The sequence below is a fragment of the Gemmobacter megaterium genome, assembly GCF_900156815.1.
GTDB classification, from domain to species: Bacteria; Pseudomonadota; Alphaproteobacteria; order Rhodobacterales; family Rhodobacteraceae; genus Wagnerdoeblera; species Wagnerdoeblera megaterium.
Genome location: NZ_FTOT01000001.1, coordinates 1 through 20,900 on the forward strand (window position 1 = coordinate 1; position 20,900 = coordinate 20,900).

A 20,900-nucleotide genomic window follows, 5' to 3' on the forward strand; every position below is an offset into this window, starting at 1 on the left:
TCGCAGCCGTCAGCGTCGTCTTGCCGTGGTCAACGTGACCAATCGTCCCGATGTTCACGTGCGGCTTGTTACGTTCAAACTTTGCCTTCGCCATGGCCCAGACATCCCATGCTTGGGGGCCCCCGCAGGCGCGGCCGGCCCGATTCAACACCGGGCGCGATGTATCGGCTGCCAAGGGAAATTTCAAGCGCCGTCGCGTAGAGGCCGGCGCCTGTGTGTCATTTCACCGATGCGGCGGGAATGGTCACGATCGGCTTGGCATCCGGGTCGAAGAACTGCGGGTTCTTTGCCAGCCAGTCCTCGATGGCAAGGGCTGCGTTGAAGGACAGATTTTCCATCTGCTCTTCGGCGGTCTTGGTCAGCCCGGTGCCGACGACTGTGCCGCCCGACAGGGTTTCGAACACAGTCAGCTGCTCTGGCTTGGGGTTCAACACCTTGCCGCCCTCGGTGTCGGTGATCAGCGTGACCGAGATGATCAGCACCGATTTGGGCGAGATCACCAGCGGCACACCGGGCGGGGCAAGCGCATAGCCATCGACATGCACGCCCAGGTGATAGAACGTGTCGCCGTCGATCCGTCCGAACCTGTCGCGAACGGCCTTGCTCAGCGCGGCTTTCCATTGTTCGGGCTGTGCATCGCGTGAAATCGGCGCCTTGGTCGCCTTGTCGGCCACGACGGCGACATGGCCCAGCTTGAACGATGCAAGCTCTGCAGGCGGGGCATCAAGGCCGGTGCGGGTTTCGCAGGCGGCCAGCGCCAGGGTGGCGGCGGTCAGGGCGATCAGGCGGAATGCGGTCATCGGGGTTCTCCGTTGGCCGAACCGCCATAGCCGAAAGCCGGCACCGGGGCAACGCCCGCCCCCGTCTGCGGCCAGGATCCCGCCGATGCCCCCCCGTATCGGGCACGCTTGACCGCGCTGCGGCGCCGTGTCCCCATGGCGTCTGACCACCACCTCCCGCCCCGCGAGTCGCCCATGCCGCACAAAGCCGCCCTTGCCATTGTCTGGGCCGTCCTGACGGTCGCGCTGGCCGCCCCGGCCCGTGCCGATGACCCGCCCCTGACGCTTGAACTGACATTTTCGCAGCGGGCCTTGCAGGAACTTGCGGGCCTGTCCGAAATGGTCACGGTCTCGGCGTTTTATTTCGGCGAACCCGCGCCCGGCGCGACGATCGAGCCGGACGAGGACGGGCTGATCTTTCTGGGGCTGGAGGAACATGTGATCTGGCCGGTACCGCAACGGCTGCGGCTGGGGGCGAATCTGGCGGCGATGCCACATGCGCAGGTGGTCGCGCCGCAGGTGAACGTGAATATCTATTCCGCGCGTTTCGGCGCCGAGGACAACCTGCTGGACTGCGGGCTGATCGACGGGCCGGTGCAGGATTTTGCCGGCAGGCCGCAGACCATTGGCTGCAAGCTGATCGGCGAATGATCCGGCCGCGGTCGCCCGCGATTCCCCCTTGACCCGCCCGAGCCGCTGGCTTAACCCCTGCGCCACGGCCTAGGGGTATAGCTCAGTTGGTAGAGCATCGGTCTCCAAAACCGAGGGTCGCGGGTTCGAGTCCCTCTGCCCCTGCCAAGTTCCTCGTCGGGACTTGTGGCCTGTGACACCATTCGGATGGTGCCCCGTGGGGCAGCATCTTCCAAGGTGCAAAGCGATCAGCGGAGTATCACATGCCGGGTGGCGCAATCGGTGGACCCGCTTTCGGGCCAGGCCCGGCAGGACAGGCCCAGGCCGTCCGAGGCGCTGGCGCGGCGATGCCGGTCCCGCCGCCGCACAGGCTGTCTGTCGCCCCAATGATGGATTGGACCGACCGGCATTGCCGGGCCTTTCACCGCACCCTGTCGCGCCGGGCGCAGTTGTGGACCGAAATGGTGACCGCCCCTGCGGTGATCCATGGCGACCGCGAGCGGCTCTTGGGTTTTGAGGCAGCAGAGCATCCGGTTGTGCTGCAACTGGGCGGGTCGGATCCGGCACAGTTGGCGCAGGCGGCGGCCATCGGCGCCGACTTCGGCTATGACGAGATCAACCTGAACTGCGGCTGCCCATCGGACCGGGTGCAATCGGGGTGCTTTGGCGCGGTGCTGATGGAACGCCCGGAACTGGTGGCCGAGTGTGTGGCGGCCATGATCGCGGCACAGCCCCGGCCTGTGACGGTGAAATGCCGCATCGGCGTTGATGATCAGGTGCCCGAGGAGGTGCTGCCCGCCTTTCTGGAAACCGTCTCGGCGGCAGGTGTGCGGCATTTCGTGATCCATGCCCGCAAGGCCTGGCTGCAAGGGCTGAGCCCCAAGGAGAACCGCGAGATCCCGCCGCTGAACCATGCCTTGGTGGTGCAGATGAAGCGGGACTTTCCCCAGCTTGAAATCTGTCTGAACGGCGGGTTGACCGCGCGCGATCAGGTGCCGGGATTGCTGGATCAGGGGCTGGACGGGGCGATGTTTGGCCGGGCCGCCTATCACGATCCGGCTGCGGTGTTGCTGGGGGCCGACAGCACCCTGTGGGGGCAGGCCGATCCGGTGGACAGCGCCGAAGGCGCGGCCGAGGCGATGCGCCCCTATATCGCGCGGCATCTGGAACGGGGCGGGCGGCTGCATCAGATCACCCGGCACATGCTGGGCCTGTTCACTGGGCGGCCCGGTGCGCGGGCTTGGCGGCGGCTGTTGTCCGAGGCAGGCGGGCGGCCCGGATCGGGGCTGGCAGACTATGACGCGGCACTGGCTGCGGTGGTGTCGCGCGCCGCCTAAGGGTGCAGGGCGTGGAACGCGGCCAGAGCGTCGGGGTCAACATCGTCGATATGAACGATGCTGGTGTGGATCGAGAATACCACGGCGCGGGTTTTTTCCAGCCTGACAAGGCATTGGCGCTCGGTTCTCAGGTAATTTCTTGACTGCGGGCGCGGCCGTTCCTCGCCTTCGCGGCGGGGCTGGTGCAGGCTTGGGTCTTCGTACAGCAGCGCATTGGCCCGCCAGAGTGGTTGTTCGGGCCGGATCGCATCGAACAGCCGCTGGACGCGCGCGGCCAGTGCCGCATCATAGACCGCGACCGGAGTATGGATCCCCGTCAGCGGGCGGCCGATCTTTTCGGCCAGCGTCCAACTGGCCGGAAAGCACAGGATGGCCGCCATCAGGGCGTGTTCGCTTCCCTGGGGCAGGTGGATGCAGAAATCCTCTTGCACCAGCCGGCCCAGGGTCAACAGCGGTGCGGCCCGATCCAGCGGGACGGTAACACCATCGGGGCGGGTGACAGAGCCGTGGCCCATGTGGTGGCCAAGGGCTGGCAGTTGGGGCAGCACCAGCTCCAGCAGTTCCGATGCCGCCTCTTGGGCCGGGGCCATCAGGGCATGGACCGTCTCGGGGCAGGTGCGGATCAGCCGGTCGCGTTCGGCCATCTGGCCTGCAAAAGCCTCGTCCACGCGCAACCAGTCACCGGGGGCCACCGGCTGGATGCCGGGCAGCCGTGCGGTGGCCGGTTGCATCCAGGGCATCTGCGGCAAGCGTCGTTGCAGGATGGGCGCCATCACCGGCGGCGCCCCGGAAAGACCGGCTTGTCGCGCGGACCCAGCTTGCGCCGTTCCACCGGCACCGCCCGCGGCATCGGCTTGGGCGGCGGCGGTGGCGGCGGGGCCTTGGGCGGCGGGCCGGTCGGGCGGGGCGGTTGTTTGGGCGCCGCGCCGGGGCGGGTGCGGTCGGCCAGATCGCGGGCGATGGCGAAGGCGCCCTTGATCTTGTCGGCCTCGGAGGACCAGTCGCGGGCGATGACCAGCTTGTTGTCCTTGATCCGCGTATGCTGCGGGTCGGATTGCAGATATTCGACCAGACCGGCCGGATTGGCGTATTTGTCGCCGTGGAATTGCACGGTGGCGCCCTTTGGCCCGCCATCCAGCCGGGCGATGCCAGCCTTTTTGCACATCGCCTTGATACGCATGACCAGCAAGAGCGTGTTGACCTCGCGCGGGACAGGACCGAAGCGGTCGATCAGTTCGGCGGCGAACCCTTCCAGTTCGACCTTGCCGGTCAGACCGGACAGGCGGCGATAGAGGCCCAGCCGCACGTCCAGATCTGGAATGTAATCCTCGGGGATCATCACCGGCACGCCCAGGTTGATCTGGGGCGACCAATCGGTATCCAGCGCCTGCGGTCCTTCGATCTCGCCGGATTTGATCTTGGCGATCGTCTCTTCCAGCATGTGCTGGTACAGTTCGAACCCGACTTCCTTGATATGGCCCGACTGCTCCTCGCCCAGCAGGTTCCCGGCGCCGCGCTGGTCCAGATCGTGGCTGGCCAGGGTAAAGCCCGCCCCGAGGCTGTCAAAGCTGGCCAGAAGCTTCAGCCGCTTTTCCGCCTGTGGTGTCAGGGGAACGCGCGGCTTGGTGGTCAGATAGCAATAGGCGCGGGTCTTGCTGCGCCCGACCCTGCCGCGGATCTGATAGAGCTGCGACAGGCCGAACATATCCGCGCGATGCACGATCATCGTGTTGGCCGTCGGAATGTCGAGACCGGATTCGACGATGGTGGTGGCCAGCAGCACATCGGCCTTGCCATCGTAGAAATCGTTCATGCGCTGATCCAGATCGCCTGCCGCAAGCTGCCCGGTGGCGGTGATCACCGAGACTTCGGGCACGTGTTCGCGCAGGAAATCCTCGATGTCTGGCAGGTCAGAAATGCGCGGCACCACAAAGAACGACTGCCCGCCGCGATATTTCTCGCGCAGCAGCGCCTCGCGGATGGTGACGCCGTCGAACTCGGACACATAGGTGCGGATCGCCAGCCGGTCCACCGGAGGCGTGGCGATGATCGACAAATCCCGCACGCCCGACAGCGACAGTTGCAGCGTGCGCGGGATGGGCGTTGCCGTCAGCGTCAGGACATGGACGTCCGAGCGCAATTCCTTGAGCCGTTCCTTGTGCGCCACGCCGAAATGCTGTTCCTCGTCGATGATCATCAGGCCCAGGCGCATGAACTTGACCGCCTGGGCCAGAACGGCATGGGTGCCCACGACGATATCGACCGTGCCATCGGCAAGCCCGGCGCGGGTGGCGGCCGCCTCCTTGGCGGTGACAAACCGCGACAACGGGCGCACGTTCAGCGGAAACCCCCGGAACCGTTCGGCAAATCCGCGATAGTGCTGGCGGGCCAGCAGGGTGGTCGGGGCGATGACCGCCACCTGCAACCCGGCCATGGCGGCGACAAAGGCCGCGCGCATCGCCACCTCGGTCTTGCCGAACCCGACATCGCCGACGACCAGACGGTCCATCGGGTTGCCATTGGCCAGATCCTCCAGTACAGCGGCGATGGCCGACAACTGATCATCGGTTTCCATATAGGGAAAGCGGGCGCAGAACTGGTCCCACATGCCATCGGGCGGGGTCAGCACGGGGGCCGCGCGCAGGTGGCGTTCGGCGGCCACGCGCATCAGGCGGTCGGCAATCTCGCGGATGCGTTCCTTGAGCTTGGCCTTGCGCGCCTGCCAGGCCCCGCCGCCCAGCTTGTCCAGCAGACCTTCGTCATGGCCATAGCGCGACAGCAGCTCGATGTTTTCCACCGGCAGATACAGCCGGTCGCCCCCCGCATATTCCAGCGCCACACAATCATGCGGCGCCCCCAGCGCGGTGATCGTTTCCAGCCCCTTGAAACGGCCGATGCCATGTTCGACATGAACCACCAGATCGCCGGGCGACAGGCTGGAGGTTTCGTTCAGGAAATTCTCGGCCTTGCGCTTGCGCCGGGGGCGTCCGACCATACGGTCGCCCAGGATGTCCTGTTCGGAAATCACCGTCAGGCCCGGCGCCTCGAACCCGTCCTCCAGCGGCCAGATGACCAGATAGAGCCGCCCCTTGCCCGGTTGCGCCGGGGGCAGGGCGCGCAGATCGTCCACCAGTTCGGCGCCGGTCATGCCCTGATCCGCCAAAAGCCCGGCCATCCGGTCGCGCGCGCCTTCGGAATAGTGGGTCAGGATCACATGGCCGGCGGATTTGCGCGCGCGGATATGGTCGGCCACGGCTGCGAACAGATCCACGCCCTCGGCCTGCCGTTCGGCGGCAAAGCTGCGCCCGCGCCGGGCGCCTGCGTCGATCACCGCGGGTCCGGGCGGTTGCGGGGCGCCATGGAACTGCACCACGCGGCTGTCCGCCAGCGCCACGCCCCACGCCGCATCGTCCAGATACAGCAATTCGGGCGGGCAGGGCTTGTAGACGCTGTCGAGCCGCGCCTTCGTGCCCAATGCCTCGCGCCGGGCGTCATACTGGTCGGCTATCGCCTCCCATCGGGCGGCGCGCATGGCCTCGGACTGGTCGTCCAGCGTGATCGTGGCACCGGGCAGATAGTCGAACAGCGTTTCCAGCCGATCATGGAAGAATGGCAGCCAATGCTCCATCCCGGCATGTTTGCGACCCGCACTGACCGATTCATACAGCGGATCGTCATTTCCGCCCGCGCCGAACGCGCGCCGGTAATTCTGCCGAAAACGGCTGATCGCGGCGTCGTCCAGAATGATTTCCGACACCGGCGCCAGATCCACATGGGTAAGCCGATCGCCGGAGCGCTGGGTCTCCGGGTCAAATCGGCGGATCGTATCCAGCTGGTCGCCAAAGAAATCCAGCCGCAGGGGGGCGTCGATCCCCGGTGGCCAGACATCGACGATCCCGCCGCGCAGCGCGCAATCGCCGGGTTCGGTCACGGTCGGGGTCTGCACGAAACCGGCGCGTACCAGAAAGGCCCGCAGCGCCCCTTCGTCCACCCGGTCCCCGACCCGTGCAACAAAGCTGGCGGTGCGCAGGCTGTCACGGGCAGGCACCCGCTGGGTGGCCGCCGACAGCGTGGTCAGCACGATCGGGGCCACGGGCAGCCCATGCGCCAGCGCGGCGAGGACGGACATCCGCGCCGCCGATACCTCGGGGTTGGGCGAGATGCGGTCATAGGGCAGGCAGTCCCAGGCTGGAAAGGACAGCACCAGCCGGTCAGGCGCCAGGACCGCCAGCGCGGCCCGCATCGCCTCGGCCCGCTTGTCGTCGCGCGCCACATGCAGGACAGGCGCCCTGGCCGCCTCGCGCAGCACAAGCGTGGCATCGAATCCTTCCGGCGCGCCCCCGGCCAGCACTCGCACCATGGTCAGTTCCCCAGCACCGACGCGGACAGGTTCTGGAACATCCCCCACATCGCGGTAAAGAAGATAGAGGTCAGCCCGATGGCCTGGGTGGTGAACCGATGGGCCCGCAGGCGGCGGTACAGCGCCTCGCCGGTGTCTTCTCCGGCCTCGATTCGCCTGGCGGCGCGCAGCGACAGCAAGGCGACCAGGCTCATCGGTGCAAGCAGCAGAAAGACCGCCTGACAGAACTGGATGCCATACCAGAACCCCAGCACCCACAGGCCCGACAGGCTGCCAGCGACCAGACCCATCAGCCAGGTGCCGGACACCCGCCCGATGAACAGCAGGCGACGGGTATAGATCCGGGCCAGATCCTCGACATCCTGCTGTTGCGCGCCGCCCTTGCGCCGGGCGCGCAAGACCAGATCCCACGGCACGCCGATCACCCAGTGACTGGCGGTCGACCACATGACCGCAAGCGCGATCCAGAACCACAGGTTCGAGAACGACCGCATGTCGATGACTTCGAAGATGGTGCGGGGCAGGTCCACGCTTGGCCTCTGGCTGGATGTCTCGGGCTGTTCTAGCTTGTGGGCCGGGGGATTCCCAGCCTTGAGATACACGCGCAGGTGTGGCAGGCAGGGCGGCATCGCCAGCCACGCCGGACGCCCGCCATGACACCGACCTTTGCGCCGTACCCCGCCACCCGCTTTCGCCGCCTGCGCCGGACGCCCGCCCTGCGCGATCTGGTGCAGCAGGAACGGCTGTCGGCCGCCGATCTGATCTGGCCGGTGTTCATCCGCGACGGACAGGGGGTCGAAGAGCCGATCCCCTCGATGCCCGGCGTCGCGCGACTGTCGCTGGATCGGCTGCTGGTGCAGGCCACCGAGGCGCACCGGCTGGGAATTCCGGCGATCTGTCTGTTTCCCTATACCGACGCGGCCCTGCGCACCGAAGATTGCGCCGAAGCCTGGAACCCCCAGAACCTGACCAACCGGGCGATCCGCGCGCTCAAGGCAGAACTGCCCGATCTGGCGGTGATGACCGACATCGCACTGGATCCCTACAATGCGAATGGCCATGACGGGCTGGTGCGCGACGGTATCATCCTGAATGACGAATCCGTCGAGGCATTGGTCAGGATGGCGCTGGCCCAGGCCGAAGCCGGGGCCGACATCCTTGGACCGTCCGACATGATGGATGGCCGGATCGGCGCGATCCGCACCGCGATGGAGTCGGCCGGGCACAAGGATGTGGCGATCATGTCCTATGCCGCGAAATATGCGAGTTGCTTTTACGGGCCGTTCCGCGATGCGGTCGGCGCCTCGGGGCGACTGGTCGGCGACAAGAAGACCTATCAGATGAATCCCGGAAATTCCGACGAGGCGCTGCGACTGGTCGCCCGCGATCTGTCCGAAGGCGCCGACATGGTCATGGTCAAGCCGGGGATGCCCTATCTGGACATCTGCCGCCGGGTCAAGGATGCCTTTGGCGCACCCACCTATGCCTATCAGGTTTCGGGGGAATATGCGATGATCCGCGCCGCCGAGCAGAACGGCTGGATCGACGGCACACGCGCGATGGCCGAAAGCCTGCTGTGCTTCCGTCGCGCCGGTTGCGACGGTATCCTGACCTACTTCGCACCCGCCATGGCGCGCGCGCTGAACGGCTGATCGACGCGGCGCGGCGAACAGTCGCGCAAGGCGCAACCGACCCGGTGACAGGCCCCGGTATTGTTGGTATTCTTTGTTCAAGGGGCGCCCACAGCCCCACCCAGAGGCGGAGCACCCCATGACCCATTCCATCAGCCTTCCCCGGCGCGGCCTCCTGACGGGCCTTGGCGCGACCCTGGCCCTGGCGGCCTGCGGCAACGGCCTTGGATCGCGCGGCGGGGAAACCATCGACGCCCGCGTCGATGCCACCCGCGATTTCCTCTTCAACCGCTACCCCGGCACCCGCGATCTGGCCGCCAAAGCCTCGGGTGTGCTGTATATCCCGCTGGTGACCGAGGCGGGGTTCGGTGTCGGCGGCGGGTTCGGCCGCGGCGCGCTGCGCATCAACAATGTCACTGTGGACTATTATGCCGCTGTCCGTGCCACCATCGGATTCCAGATCGGCGCGCAGCAATATGCCCATGCGCTGTTCTTCATGACCGAGGAATCGCTGGGGGAATTCCGTCGTGCCGACGGCTGGGCCGTGGGCGCGGACGCCCGCTATGCGCTGCCCGACAAGGGCGGCAGCATCGGCAAGGAGAGCACCGAGAACGCCCCTGTCATCGCGCTGGTCTTTGGCCAGTCGGGGCTGATCGCAGGCGCGACGCTGTCGGGCATCAAATACACCCGTATCATTCCCTGAGACCCGTGGCCGGCGTCGCGCGGCGACCCTTGCGTGCACATCGTGGCAGGCAGTTTTGGGTATTTGGGGCAAGATGAACGGGGAAGACGGCGCTTTTCTTTGCTTTCATCTTGCCTGAAATACCCACGGGGATTTTCAAGGGGGGCGTGCCTCCCTTGAAGCGGGGAGTGCGAGGGGGTGCGCCCCCTCGCGTTCAGTGCAGGGTGAATTCGTCGGTGACGTTGCGCCATTCACCGGGGGCGATCAGCTTGCGATGCGTGAACCGGACCGAATGCAGCGGGCCTTCGATGGTATCCTGCCAGAATTCGATGAAGGCAAACAGCCTGGGATGATCGGGTGCCAGATCATACTCTTGCCAGATATAGCTGTTCAGCACGCGCTGATAATCGGGCATCCGGTAGAAGAACTCTGCCGTTGTCAGCCCATAGCCCTTCAGCATCAGTTCGGTTTCGCTTGGATCGTCGCGCATTCCTGACCTCCGGTTGTGGCCCCCCCTGATCCCATAGTGCCAGATTCGGGTTGTTAATCAATGAAAACAGTATGTTGTCACTACAGGTCGTTGGCTGCCAGATCCGGCCCGGCTGCTTGCCTTGCACCCAAGCCCTTGCATGGTCTATAGTCCGCGCAACCAAATCTGGGGTTGCAAGACCCCCTTCCAGCCAGAGATCGAGCGAACGTGAACGACCGCCCGGAAGACATTGAAACCGCACCGGAAATGCCGGAGCGCCCCACCCATTCCGGCCCGCAGGTCGATATCTCGGCCGAAATGCGGACGGCCTATCTGGATTATGCGATGTCGGTCATCGTGTCGCGCGCGATCCCCGATCTGCGCGACGGGCTGAAGCCGGTGCACCGTCGCATCCTGTTTTCGATGCATGAAAGCGGCAATACCCACGACAAGCCCTATCGGAAATCGGCGCGACCGGTGGGCGATACGATGGGCAAGTATCACCCACATGGTGACAGTGCGATCTATGATGCGCTGGTGCGGATGGCGCAGCCGTTTTCCATGTCGCTCAAGCTGTTGGACGGGCAGGGCAACTTCGGCTCGATGGATGGCGATGCGGCGGCCGCGATGCGCTATACCGAAGTGCGGATGGACAAGCCTGCGGCCTTCCTTCTGGCGGATATCGACAAGAACACCGTTGATTTTCAGGACAACTACGATGGCAAGGACCGTGAGCCGGTCGTTCTGCCGGCGCGGTATCCCAACATGCTGGTCAATGGGGCCGAGGGTATCGCCGTCGGCATGGCCACCCGCATTCCGCCGCACAATCTGGGCGAGGTGATCGACGGCACGCTGGCGCTGATCGAAAATCCCGATCTGTCGACCGAGAGGCTGATGGAGATCATTCCGGCACCCGATTTCCCGACGGGGGGGCAGATTCTGGGCCGTTCGGGTGCGCGCAAAGCCTATCTCGACGGGCGCGGCTCGGTGCTGATCCGGGCGAAAACCCGTGTCGAGGAGGTCCGCAAGGACCGTTTCGCCATTGTCGTGGACGAGGTGCCCTATCAGGTCAACAAGGCCGCGATGATCGAGAAGATCGCGGAACTGGTGCGCGAGAAGAAGCTGGAAGGCATCGCCGGGGTCGCCGACGAATCCGACCGCATCGGCGTACGCGTGGTGATCGAGTTGAAACGCGATGCCACGCCGGATGTGGTGTTGAACCAGTTGTTCCGCTTCACCTCGTTGCAGGTCAGCTTCGGGTGCAACATGCTGGCCTTGAACGGCGGGCGCCCCGAGACGCTGGCGCTGCGCGATTTTCTGACCCATTTCCTGACCTTCCGCGAGGAAGTGGTGGTGCGCCGCACGGCCTTTGAGCTGAACAAGGCGCGCGATCGCAGCCATGTCCTGTGTGGTCTGGCCGTTGCCGTATCGAATGTGGACGAAGTGGTGCGGACGATCCGATCCTCTTCCGACGCGGCCGAGGCGCGGGACCGTCTGATGACGCGGCGCTGGCCCGCCGCCGAGATTGCCGATTACATCCGTCTGGTCGATGATCCGACGCACAAGATGAACGACGACGGCACCTATAACCTGTCGGAAACCCAGGCGCGGGCCATTCTGGACCTGCGGCTGCAACGCCTGACACAACTGGGCGTGAAGGAAGTCACTGACGAGCTGGAAGAGCTGGCCGCCAGGATCAAGGATTATCTGGCGATCCTGGGGTCGCGGGACCGGATCATGGCGATCATTTCGGATGAATTGCGCGAGGTGAAGGCGCAATTTGCCGTGCCGCGCCGCACCGAGATCGTCGAATGGGGCGGCGATCTGGAAGACGAGGATCTGATCGAGCGTGAGGATATGGTCGTCACCATCACCTCGGGCGGCTATATCAAGCGGACCCCGCTGGCCGAATTCCGGTCGCAGCGCCGGGGCGGCAAGGGTCTGGCCTCGATGCAGACCAAAGAGGATGATGTCGTCACCACGCTGTTCGTGGCCAATACCCATACGGCGCTGTTGTTCTTCACTACCGATGGCATGGTCTATCAGTTGAAATGCTGGCGCCTGCCGCTGGCCGGCCGGACCGCCAAGGGCAAGGCCATCGTCAATATCCTGCCGATCCAGCCGGGGGTGTCGATCGCCGCGCTGATGCCGGTGGACGCGCCCGAGGTGGAATGGGACAGCCTGCAGATCGTCTTTGCCACATCGGATGGCGACGTGCGCCGCAATGCGCTGTCGGATTTCACCAACATCATGCGCAACGGCAAGATTGCCATGAAGCTGCCCGAAGGTGTCAGCCTGGTGAATGCGCGGATTGCCGACGAGAATGACGACGTGATGCTTGTCACCCGTCAGGGCAGGGCGATCCGGTTCTCGACCACTGATGTTCGGGTGTTCAAGGGGCGGGATTCCACCGGGGTGCGGGGCGTGAAGCTGGCGCCGGGTGACAGTGTGGTCTCCATGGCCGTGATCCGCCATTTCGATGCCAGCGCCGAGGAACGGGCCGCCTATCTCAAGCAGCGCCGCCTGATTGCGGGAACGACTGACGAAGATGTGGCCGATGACGAGGAAGATGCCGTCGAGGCCGGGCAGTTGTCTCCCGAACGCTATGCCGAAATGTCGGCGGCCGAGGATCTGATCGTGACCGTGACCGCCAAGGGGCTGGGCAAGCTTACGTCCAGCCATGATTATCCGGTACGCGGACGTGCCGGTATCGGGGTGCGTGCGGCCGATGCGGCGATGCGCGGCGGCCCGCTGGTTGCAGCCTTTCCGGTGGACATGTCGGATCAGGTGATGCTGGTCACGTCCTCGGGGCAGTCCATCCGTATTCCGGTCGAGGGAATCCGCTTCATGTCGCGTTCGGGCGGTGGGGTCAGGGTGCTGAACCTCAACGGATCCGGCGAGGAAGTGGCATCGGTTGCCCGTATTGCCGAAGCCGCCGAGGACGACGCCGAGGAATGATCGCGGGCCCTGCACCGGCACTGGTGCAGGGCTCCCGCCCTCCCCATATCGCGGGGCAGGAGGTACCGGATGGACGGTGACGATTTTGCAAGGGTGGCCTATCTGATCCTGCTGGGGTCTGCGGTTGGCGGCTGGTTGATCGTGGAAAGCCGGGGGCGGATGGGGCAGATGGCCCGTCAGGCCCTGGCGTGGCTGCTGATCGTGGTTGGGCTTGCGGCAGGCTATGGGCTGTGGACCGATTTCGACCTCAGATCCCCGCAGCAGGCCGTCCTTCGGCAGGATGGCCAAATCGTGGTGGCCCGCGCGCCGGATGACCATTTCTATCTGACGCTGGATATTGGCGGGACGCCGGTGCGGTTCATGGTCGATACCGGGGCCACGAATATCGTGCTCTCGGACCATGATACCGACAGGCTTGGAATCGACCGGCGGGGACTTGCGTTCCTGGGCACCGCACAGACGGCGAATGGCGTGATCCGCACCGCCCGTATCCCGCTGCGCGATATCCGGCTGGAAGGCGAGCCCTTGGGCGATATGCCGGCATGGGTCGGGGATGGGCCGCTTGGCATATCCCTGCTGGGCATGGATTTCCTGAACCGCTTTCAAAAGGTTGAGATGTCGCGGGACCGGCTGGTGCTCAGCCGCTGACCTCGGACGAGGGGTGCGGCGGTTCGTTGGGCGGCCAGACGGGGTGTTGCAAATGTTCCCCTTTTGTTTTTATGCTGCGCCATGGCCGATGCGACGATCCCCGCGAATCTGCGCCTGCGCGCCCGAGGCGCCGGGTCGAACGCCTCCGGGCGGTTCGAGCGGGAGTTGCGCGAACGGTTCGAGGATGGCTGGGACATCCCCGAGGACGCGCGCCCGCTGACCACCCATGTCCGGCTGGAGAGCCCGCGATCCGCATTGGTCTATAACCAGTCGCCGGATCTGTATTTCGATCGGTCGATCAACCCCTATCGCGGATGCGAACATGGCTGCATCTACTGCTTTGCCCGCCCGACCCACGCCTATCTGGGCTTGTCGCCGGGGCTGGATTTCGAAACGCAGTTGATCGCCCGGCCGGGTATCGGCGCGGTGCTGGACCGGGAATTGCGCCGCAGGGCCTATGCGCCGGCCCCGATCGGCATCGGGACGAATACCGATCCGTATCAACCCTGCGAGGTGCGCTACCGTGTCATGCGTGAGGTGCTGGAGGTGCTGGCGGCCTTTCGCCACCCGGTTGGCATCACGACAAAGGGCACGCTGGTCGAGCGGGATCTGGATCTTCTGGCGCCAATGGCGGCGCAGGGGCTGGCGGGGGTCGGGGTTTCGCTGACCACGCTTGACCCCGCGCTGTCGCGTCGGCTGGAACCCCGCGCCCCGGCCCCGGCCCGGCGGCTGGAAACCATCCGCCGCCTGACCCAGGCCGGTGTGCCGGTGCGCGCGATGATCGCGCCCGTGGTGCCTGGGCTGACCGATCACGAGTTGGAAAGCCTGCTGGCCGCCGCCGCCGAGGCGGGGGCGCGCAATGCCAGCTACATTGCGCTGCGTTTGCCGCGCGAGGTGGCGGGCCTGTTCCGCGACTGGCTGGAGGTGCATGAGCCTGGCAAGGCCGCCCATGTGATGGGGCGCGTTCGTGAAATGCATGGCGGACAGGACTATGACCCGCAGTTCGGTGCGCGGATGAAGGGGCGGGGCATCTGGGCCGATCTTCTGGCGCGTCGCTTTGCTGCGGCGATCCGACGGCTGGGCCTGACCGCGCCGCGCGCCACGCTGCGGTGTGATCTGTTCCGCCCGCCCGCGCGTCCGGGGGATCAACTGGGATTGTTCGACGCCTTGTGATCGCTGGGGCGGCGCGCGGAACCGCTGCTGACCGGGTTGTGACATCTGGCCGTCCCTCGGGCTTTGACCCCAGGGTCGGTGGCGTGTATGGAAATGGTTCAGGCCATTCGGGGGTTTTGGCGCGTGTTCCGGTTCATCGGCTCGTTCTTCGGGGCCATCTTCACCTTTGTCACCCTTGGCGTGCTGGCAAGCGCGCTTATGGTGGGTGGCGTCTTGTGGTTTTATGCGCGCGATCTGCCCAGCCACGAGTCGCTGGCGCAATACACCCCGCCCACGATCAGCCGGATCTATTCGTCCGAAGGCCGGATCATCGACGAATTCGCCCACGAGCGTCGGCTGTACACGCCCATCGAGGATGTGCCGGCGATCGTCAAACAGGCGTTTGTCGCGGCAGAGGACCAGAATTTCTATACCCACAAGGGCTATGACGCCAAAGGCATGGTCGCGGCTGCGGTCGAGGCGGTGGCCACCCGTGGCCAGCGGGTGCGCGGTGCCTCTACGATCACCCAGCAGGTGATGAAGAACTTCCTGCTGGGCGGCGAGCGCACGGGCGAGCGCAAGATCAAGGAAATCATCCTCGCCACCCGGATCGAGGAAACGCTGTCCAAGGACAAGATCCTTGAGCTGTATCTGAACGAGATTTTCCTTGGCCAGAATTCCTATGGCGTCGCGGCCGCAGCTCAGACCTATTTCAACAAGCCGCTGCACGATCTCCGGCTTGAAGAGGCCGCCGTCCTGGCAAGCCTTCCGACCCAGCCGTCGAACTTTCACCCCGTGCGCAACCGTGACCGCCTGCTGGAACGGCGCGGCTATGTGCTGCGGCGGATGTTCGAGGATGGCTATATCACCCGCAGCCAGGTTGACGATGCCCTCGCCTCGCCGCTCAGCACGGTGCAGGCGGGCGATTATGCTTCGTTCCGCTCTGCCATGCCGCCGCGCGATTATTTCACCGATGAGATCCGCCGCCAGTTGTCGTCCAGCTTTGGCGAGCAGGAGTTCTTTGGCGGTGGCCTGACCATCCGTGCGACGGTTGATCCCGACATGCAGCAGATCGCCGCCAAGGCACTGCGCGACGGGCTGGAGAAATACGACCGCAACCTTGGTATCTGGCGCGGCACCCGTGCGACGCTGGATCCCGGCCTGTTGGGCGACGAAACCAGATGGCGCGAGGAACTGGCCCGGCTGGAACTGCCGCGCGATATCGACGGCTGGTTCGCCGCCGTTGTGCTGGACACCGAGGGGAACACAGCCCGCATCGGGATCGAAGGGGTCGAAGGCACCGATCACGCCATTCCCGCCAATGACGTGACCTGGGCGCGCAAGCGTCTGGCCAATGGCCGGCTGGGCAACAAGGCCCGCGTGCCGTCGGATCTGCTGGATGTGGGCGATGTCGTGCTGGTGCGCGCCGTGACCAACACCAACGGCGAGTTTCAGCGCTGGTCCCTGCGCCAAGTGCCCGAGATTCAGGGCGCCTTCATGGCGATGGATGTGAATACGGGCCGCGTGATTTCCATGCAGGGCGGGTTCTCGTATCAGGACACGGTGTTCAACCGCGCCACCCAGGCCCAGCGCCAGCCCGGTTCCAGCTTCAAGCCGTTTGTCTATGCCGCAGCACTGGACAACGGGTTCAGCCCGGCCACCATCGTGGTGGACGCCCCGATCGAGGTGAACACGCCTCAGGGCCTGTGGAAGCCGAAGAACGCGTCGAACCGCTTTTATGGTCCGACCCCGGTGCGCACGGGGATCGAACAGTCGCGCAACCTGATGACCGTACGCATCGCCCAGGAACTGGGGATGGATACCGTGGCCGCCTATGCGGAACGCTTTGGCGTCTATAACCGCATGGGGGCCTATCTGGCGAATGCGCTGGGGGCCGAGGAAACGACGCTGTTCAAGATGGTCGCGGCCTATGCCATGTTCGCCAATGGTGGCGAACGGGTGGAACCCACGCTGGTGGACCGCGTGCAAGACCGCTGGGGCCGTACCGTCTATCGCCACGATCAGCGCGAATGCGCGGAGTGCCGGCTTGCCAGCCTGGATCCGGGTGCCGCTCCGCGCATCGTTGCCAAGCGCGAGCGGGTGATGGATGCCATCACCGCCTATCAGTTGACCTCGATGATGGAAGGCGCGATCCAGCGCGGCACCGGGCGCGGCATTTCGGTGGGCGCCCCGGTCGCAGGCAAGACAGGCACCACGAATGACGCCAAGGATGTCTGGTTCGTCGGCTATACGTCCAACATCGTTGCGGGATGCTACATCGGGTATGATCAGCCGCGCAGCCTTGGCAGCGCCTCTGGTGGCGGCATGTGTGGCCCGGTGTTTACCGAATTCATGCGCGAGGCGGTGAAGAAATACGGCGGAACCCGGTTCAAGGTGCCACCGGGCGGCTACTGGGTAAAGGTGGACCGTTTCACCGGGACGCGCCTGCCGGACAATGCCGGGGGCGAAAACGTGATCGCCGAGTATTTCCGCGAAGGCCAGGAAGACCTGTATGGCTTTGGCATGATGGTGGACGGCGGCTTTGCAATGGGCTCGAACCTGCCGCTCTTTGCCTATGGCGAGACCGATGGTTCCGAAGCCACCACAACGGTGACGACGGCCAGCGGCAAGACGCGGGCGATCCCGAAGAAGGCCGATTTCGGCACGGTATCATCGGGCGGCCTGTACTAGCGTCACTCGGGCATTCCCTGCCGCACAGGGCCGGGCATTCCCGTCCGATGGGTAAAAGCCATATTTCTGCCATATTTAATCGCCGCGGGCTTGATCCCGTGGCGATTCGGTTCCACCCTGTCCGGCGGTGAGGCGGGTTTCCGCCATGATATGGGACTTGGGGTTGTCATGAACATTATCGGCGGACTGAACTTTCGGACATTCATCAACGATTTCGCACCCGAGATTGAACTCTACGGTGCCTATGACGTGACAACCAGCGTCGTGAACGGTCGCATATATGTCTATGTCAGCGGCTATTACGACGATGGCATCCAGATTCTGACCATGGCCGAGGACGGAACGCTGACGCCAGCAGGCGCCATTTCCGACACGGCCCAGATCGGGCTGAACGGTCCGACGCGGATGGAAGTCGTCACCGCCGGCAGCAATACCTATCTTGTCGTGACAGGCTATGACAACGATGCGCTGAACGTCTTTCGCATCGACGAACGTCGCGCGACCGAGGGCCAGCTGATCCATGTGGACACCAAGTTCAACGCGGGAGAGGCGTTGCTGGACCGCGCCTTCGGCTTTGGCGTGGCCAAGGTTGGCAACAACACCTTCATTGTCACCACTTCGGATACGCAGGATGCGATCGTTGTGCACCGTATGGCGGACAATGGGAGGCTGACGCTGACCGATACGATCCGCGACACGGCCAGCCCCACCCTGAACCTTGACGGGGCGGGCAAGCCGGTTGTCCATGCGATCGGCAACCAGACCTATATCTTTGTCGGCGGCTACAACGATGCCGGGATCAGCGGCTTCACGCTCAGCAATCAGGGAAAGCTGAGCCATGTGTCGAGCTTTGACCAGACCGGCACCTACTATGCCGAGATGACCTCGATGACGGTGGGGGGCAAGCATTACCTATTTGCGTCGACCAATTCGTCTGGCGGCAATCTCGACAGTTTCCGCATCGAAGCGGATGGGTCGCTGACCTCGCTGGGCGGTTCCACGGTGGGCTTCCTGAAGGATCTCAAGACCATCACCATCGAGGGGGTGTCCTTCCTGGTCGGTGCGCGCAACGGGCAGGACACGGTGCTGCTGATGTCCTTCACCGAGGCCGAAGGCATTGTCACGGTTCAAAGCATTACCGACAACACCCAGCTTGATGGCGTGTCCGGCACCCATCACATCCAGATCGGCAGCCGCCACTTCCTGCTTGCCGGCGCGGTGAACAGCAGCCGGGTCAGCGTCCACGAGATCGGGGCAGAGGGCGAGGCGATGATCGGCACCTCGGGTGCCGATGCCATGCTGGGGCTGAACGGCGATGACGAATTGCTTGGCCGTGGTGGCAATGACACGCTGTTCGGCGGCGATGGAAACGACGTGCTGTCCGGCGGAAGCGGGGCCGACATGTTGTTCGGCGGGGCCGAGGACGATGTGCTGATCGGCGGTGCGGGCAACGATGTCCTGCATGGCGGCGCCGGGGCCGATGTGCTGATCGGCGGGGCCGGGCGCGACAAGGCGGTTTACCAGGGATCGTCGGCCGGGGTGGATGTCAACCTTGCCACAGGCCGGGCCAGCGGCGGGGATGCCGAAGGCGATATCCTTGGCGGGATCGAGGATATCGACGGCAGTGCACATGCCGATACCCTGACCGGCGATGCAGGCGACAACCGCCTCAGCGGCCAGGCTGGCGATGACGTGCTGGACGGTGGCGGCGGGAACGACAACCTTCAGGGCGGCGGTGGCAACGACCTGCTGTATGGCGGTGACGGCAACGATACCCTGAATGGCAGTGGCGGCGCCGATCTGCTGGAGGGTGGCACCGGGAACGACAAGCTCAAGGGCGGCGGCGGGAACGACACGCTGGACGGCGGCGATGGGCGCGACAATCTGGCCGGGGGCAATGGAAATGACCTGCTGCTTGGCGCCGGTGGCAATGACCGGCTGAACGGCGGCAAGGGGCATGACACGCTGGACGGCGGCCAGGGCAATGATACGCTTATCGGTGGCGCCGGGCGCGATGTGTTCGTCTTTGCCGACGGGTTTGGCAATGATGTCGTCAAGGATTTCCAGACCGGCACCGACCAGATCGACCTGAGCGGTCTGTCCAGCCTGAATTCGCTGGCCGATGTGCTGGACCGGGCCATCACCTTCCGGGGCGATACGGTGATCCAGATTGATCAGGACACCTCGATCCTTCTGGAAGGCGTGAACCGCAACGCCCTTGGCGACGGCGACTTCCTGTTCTGATCCGCGTGCCCTGCCGCCTTGCGGCGGGGCTTCGCCTTCCGTATATCGGGCATGACCGCCGCGGCATGGCTCCGGTGGCAAGCCGAGGAATACCATGCGCGCCGAGACCCTGAACAACGTTGCCGCGATCGAGAAGTCGCTCAAGCTGCTGGCCCAGCGGATGGACTGGGAGACGGCGCCGCACCGGCTGGAAGAGTTCGACGCGCTGATCGAGGCGCCGGACCTGTGGAATGACCCGGCCAAGGCGCAAAAGCTGATGCGCGAACGTCAGGCCCTGATCGACGCGGTGGCCACCTACAAACGCATCGCGCAAGGTCTGAAGGACAATGTCGAGCTGATCGAGCTGGGCGAGATGGAGGATGACGCCGAAATCGTCGCCGAGGCAGAGGACAGCCTGAAGGCGCTTTTGGCCGATGCCGCCGAAAAGGAACTGGAGGCCCTGCTGGACGGCGAGGCCGACAGCAACGATACCTTCCTGGAAATCAACGCCGGGGCAGGTGGCACCGAAAGCCAGGACTGGGCCGAAATGCTGGCGCGCATGTACACAAGGTGGGCCGAGCGCAAGGGCTACAAGGTTGAACTGCAATCCGAAACGCCGGGCGAGGAAGCGGGCATCAAGTCGGTATCGTACCGCGTCTCGGGCCTCAATGCCTATGGGTGGCTGAAATCGGAATCGGGCGTGCACCGTCTGGTGCGGATCAGCCCCTTTGGCTCTGGTGACAAGCGGCAGACCTCTTTCGCCTCGGTCTGGGTCTATCCGGTGGTGGACGACAATATCGAGATCGACATTCCCGCCAATGACATCCGGATCGACACCTATCGTTCCTCCGGGGCAGGGGGGCAGCACGTCAACACGACCGACTCGGCCGTGCGGATCACCCACTTGCCGACCAATATCGTTGTCACCTCGTCGATGAAATCGCAGCACCAGAACCGTGAAGCGGCGATGAATGCGCTCAAGGCGCGGCTGTACCAGATGGAACTGGACCGTCGCAATGCCGCGATCAATGCGCAGCACGAGGCCAAGGGCGATGCAGGCTGGGGCAACCAGATCCGGTCTTATGTGTTGCAGCCTTACCAGATGGTCAAGGATCTGCGCACCAGCTACGAGACCAGCGATACCCAGGGCGTGCTCGACGGCGATCTTGACCAGTTCATGGCGGCGACATTGGCGATGGATGTTGCCGGGAAATCCCGTGCAGAGGCGCAGGGCGACGACTGATCGCCGCCGCAGCCCGCTCTGATCGGCAGGTCGCGCGGGTTCAGTGCAGGCGCGTGATCCGTTCGTGATGCACATGGGCTGGTCGATCCAGAGACCC

At 64.8% G+C, this 20,900-nt stretch carries 16 protein-coding genes and 1 tRNA gene; 11 read left to right on the forward strand and 6 right to left on the reverse strand.

Translation table 11 applies throughout. The annotated features are described in order from the left end of the window. On the reverse strand, nt 1-94 hold a 94-nt coding region (locus BW970_RS00005), incomplete at its 3' end, for a GTP-binding protein (protein WP_018590913.1). Between the two features lie 124 nt (nt 95-218). After that, nucleotides 219-800: a hypothetical protein gene (locus tag BW970_RS00010; protein WP_076527487.1), complete on the reverse strand. Its 582-nt coding sequence runs from the start codon at nt 798-800 to the stop codon at nt 219-221. Between the two features lie 174 nt (nt 801-974). Between BW970_RS00010 and BW970_RS20680 the strand changes: the two genes are divergently transcribed. The 3 genes from BW970_RS20680 to dusA all read left to right on the forward strand — a co-directional run bounded on the left by BW970_RS20680 (nt 975) and on the right by dusA (nt 2,746). After that, nucleotides 975-1,430: a hypothetical protein gene (locus BW970_RS20680; RefSeq protein WP_159441406.1), complete on the forward strand. Its 456-nt coding sequence runs from the start codon at nt 975-977 to the stop codon at nt 1,428-1,430. Between the two features lie 71 nt (nt 1,431-1,501). Next, nucleotides 1,502-1,577 (forward strand) — tRNA-Trp (locus BW970_RS00020). A 179-nt stretch (nt 1,578-1,756) separates the two neighbouring features. Then, complete coding sequence (dusA, locus tag BW970_RS00025) at nt 1,757-2,746, forward strand: tRNA dihydrouridine(20/20a) synthase DusA (protein ID WP_076527491.1); 990 nt, start codon at nt 1,757-1,759, stop codon at nt 2,744-2,746. Here dusA and BW970_RS00030 read toward each other — a convergent pair. From BW970_RS00030 to BW970_RS00040, 3 genes are read right to left on the reverse strand one after another with little or no spacing between them, the layout of a single operon-like run. Then, a complete protein-coding gene (locus BW970_RS00030) occupies nt 2,743-3,519 on the reverse strand; it encodes a heme-dependent oxidative N-demethylase family protein (protein WP_076527493.1) in 777 nt (258 codons plus the stop codon). The two genes, dusA and BW970_RS00030, sit on opposite strands and share 4 nt — an antisense overlap. Continuing rightward, nucleotides 3,519-7,106 carry a transcription-repair coupling factor gene (gene mfd, locus BW970_RS00035; RefSeq protein ID WP_083701075.1) on the reverse strand — a complete coding sequence of 1,196 codons (3,588 nt, stop codon included), beginning with the start codon at nt 7,104-7,106 and terminating at the stop codon, nt 3,519-3,521. The genes BW970_RS00030 and mfd overlap by 1 nt, the downstream gene beginning before the upstream one ends. Before the next feature lie 2 nt (nt 7,107-7,108). Further along, nucleotides 7,109-7,636, reverse strand: a complete 528-nt coding sequence (locus BW970_RS00040) for a component of SufBCD complex (RefSeq protein ID WP_076527496.1) — start codon at nt 7,634-7,636, stop codon at nt 7,109-7,111. A gap of 123 nt (nt 7,637-7,759) precedes the next feature. Here BW970_RS00040 and hemB point away from each other — a divergent pair, with 123 nt between their 5' ends. Beyond that, the gene (gene hemB / locus BW970_RS00045; protein WP_076527498.1) at nt 7,760-8,758 is read left to right on the forward strand and encodes a porphobilinogen synthase; all 999 of its coding nucleotides are present in this window, start codon (nt 7,760-7,762) and stop codon (nt 8,756-8,758) included. Nucleotides 8,759-8,876: 118 nt separating this feature from the next. Beyond that, nucleotides 8,877-9,440: a lipid-binding SYLF domain-containing protein gene (locus BW970_RS00050; protein ID WP_076527500.1), complete on the forward strand. Its 564-nt coding sequence runs from the start codon at nt 8,877-8,879 to the stop codon at nt 9,438-9,440. A gap of 193 nt (nt 9,441-9,633) precedes the next feature. Here BW970_RS00050 and BW970_RS00055 read toward each other — a convergent pair whose 3' ends face one another. Next, nucleotides 9,634-9,909: an usg protein gene (locus tag BW970_RS00055; protein ID WP_076527502.1), complete on the reverse strand. Its 276-nt coding sequence runs from the start codon at nt 9,907-9,909 to the stop codon at nt 9,634-9,636. Between the two features lie 207 nt (nt 9,910-10,116). Between BW970_RS00055 and gyrA the strand changes: the two genes are divergently transcribed. The 6 genes from gyrA (at nt 10,117) to prfB (ending at nt 20,803) form a co-directional block, all read left to right on the forward strand. After that, nucleotides 10,117-12,846 carry a DNA gyrase subunit A gene (gyrA, locus tag BW970_RS00060; protein ID WP_076527504.1) on the forward strand — a complete coding sequence of 910 codons (2,730 nt, stop codon included), beginning with the start codon at nt 10,117-10,119 and terminating at the stop codon, nt 12,844-12,846. Nucleotides 12,847-12,915: 69 nt separating this feature from the next. Continuing rightward, complete coding sequence (locus BW970_RS00065; protein ID WP_076527506.1) at nt 12,916-13,494, forward strand: retropepsin-like aspartic protease family protein; 579 nt, start codon at nt 12,916-12,918, stop codon at nt 13,492-13,494. An 81-nt stretch (nt 13,495-13,575) separates the two neighbouring features. Beyond that, on the forward strand, nt 13,576-14,667 hold the full coding sequence (locus tag BW970_RS00070) for a PA0069 family radical SAM protein (protein WP_076527508.1): 1,092 nt from the start codon (nt 13,576-13,578) through the stop codon (nt 14,665-14,667). A 123-nt stretch (nt 14,668-14,790) separates the two neighbouring features. After that, on the forward strand, nt 14,791-17,337 hold the full coding sequence (locus BW970_RS00075) for a penicillin-binding protein 1A (RefSeq protein WP_076529059.1): 2,547 nt from the start codon (nt 14,791-14,793) through the stop codon (nt 17,335-17,337). A 168-nt stretch (nt 17,338-17,505) separates the two neighbouring features. Next, nucleotides 17,506-19,581, forward strand: a complete 2,076-nt coding sequence (locus BW970_RS21275; protein WP_159441407.1) for a calcium-binding protein — start codon at nt 17,506-17,508, stop codon at nt 19,579-19,581. A gap of 94 nt (nt 19,582-19,675) precedes the next feature. Then, entirely contained in the window at nt 19,676-20,803 is a 1,128-nt protein-coding gene (gene prfB, locus BW970_RS00085; protein ID WP_076527512.1) for a peptide chain release factor 2, read from the forward strand. Nucleotides 20,804-20,900: the final 97 nt, after the last annotated feature.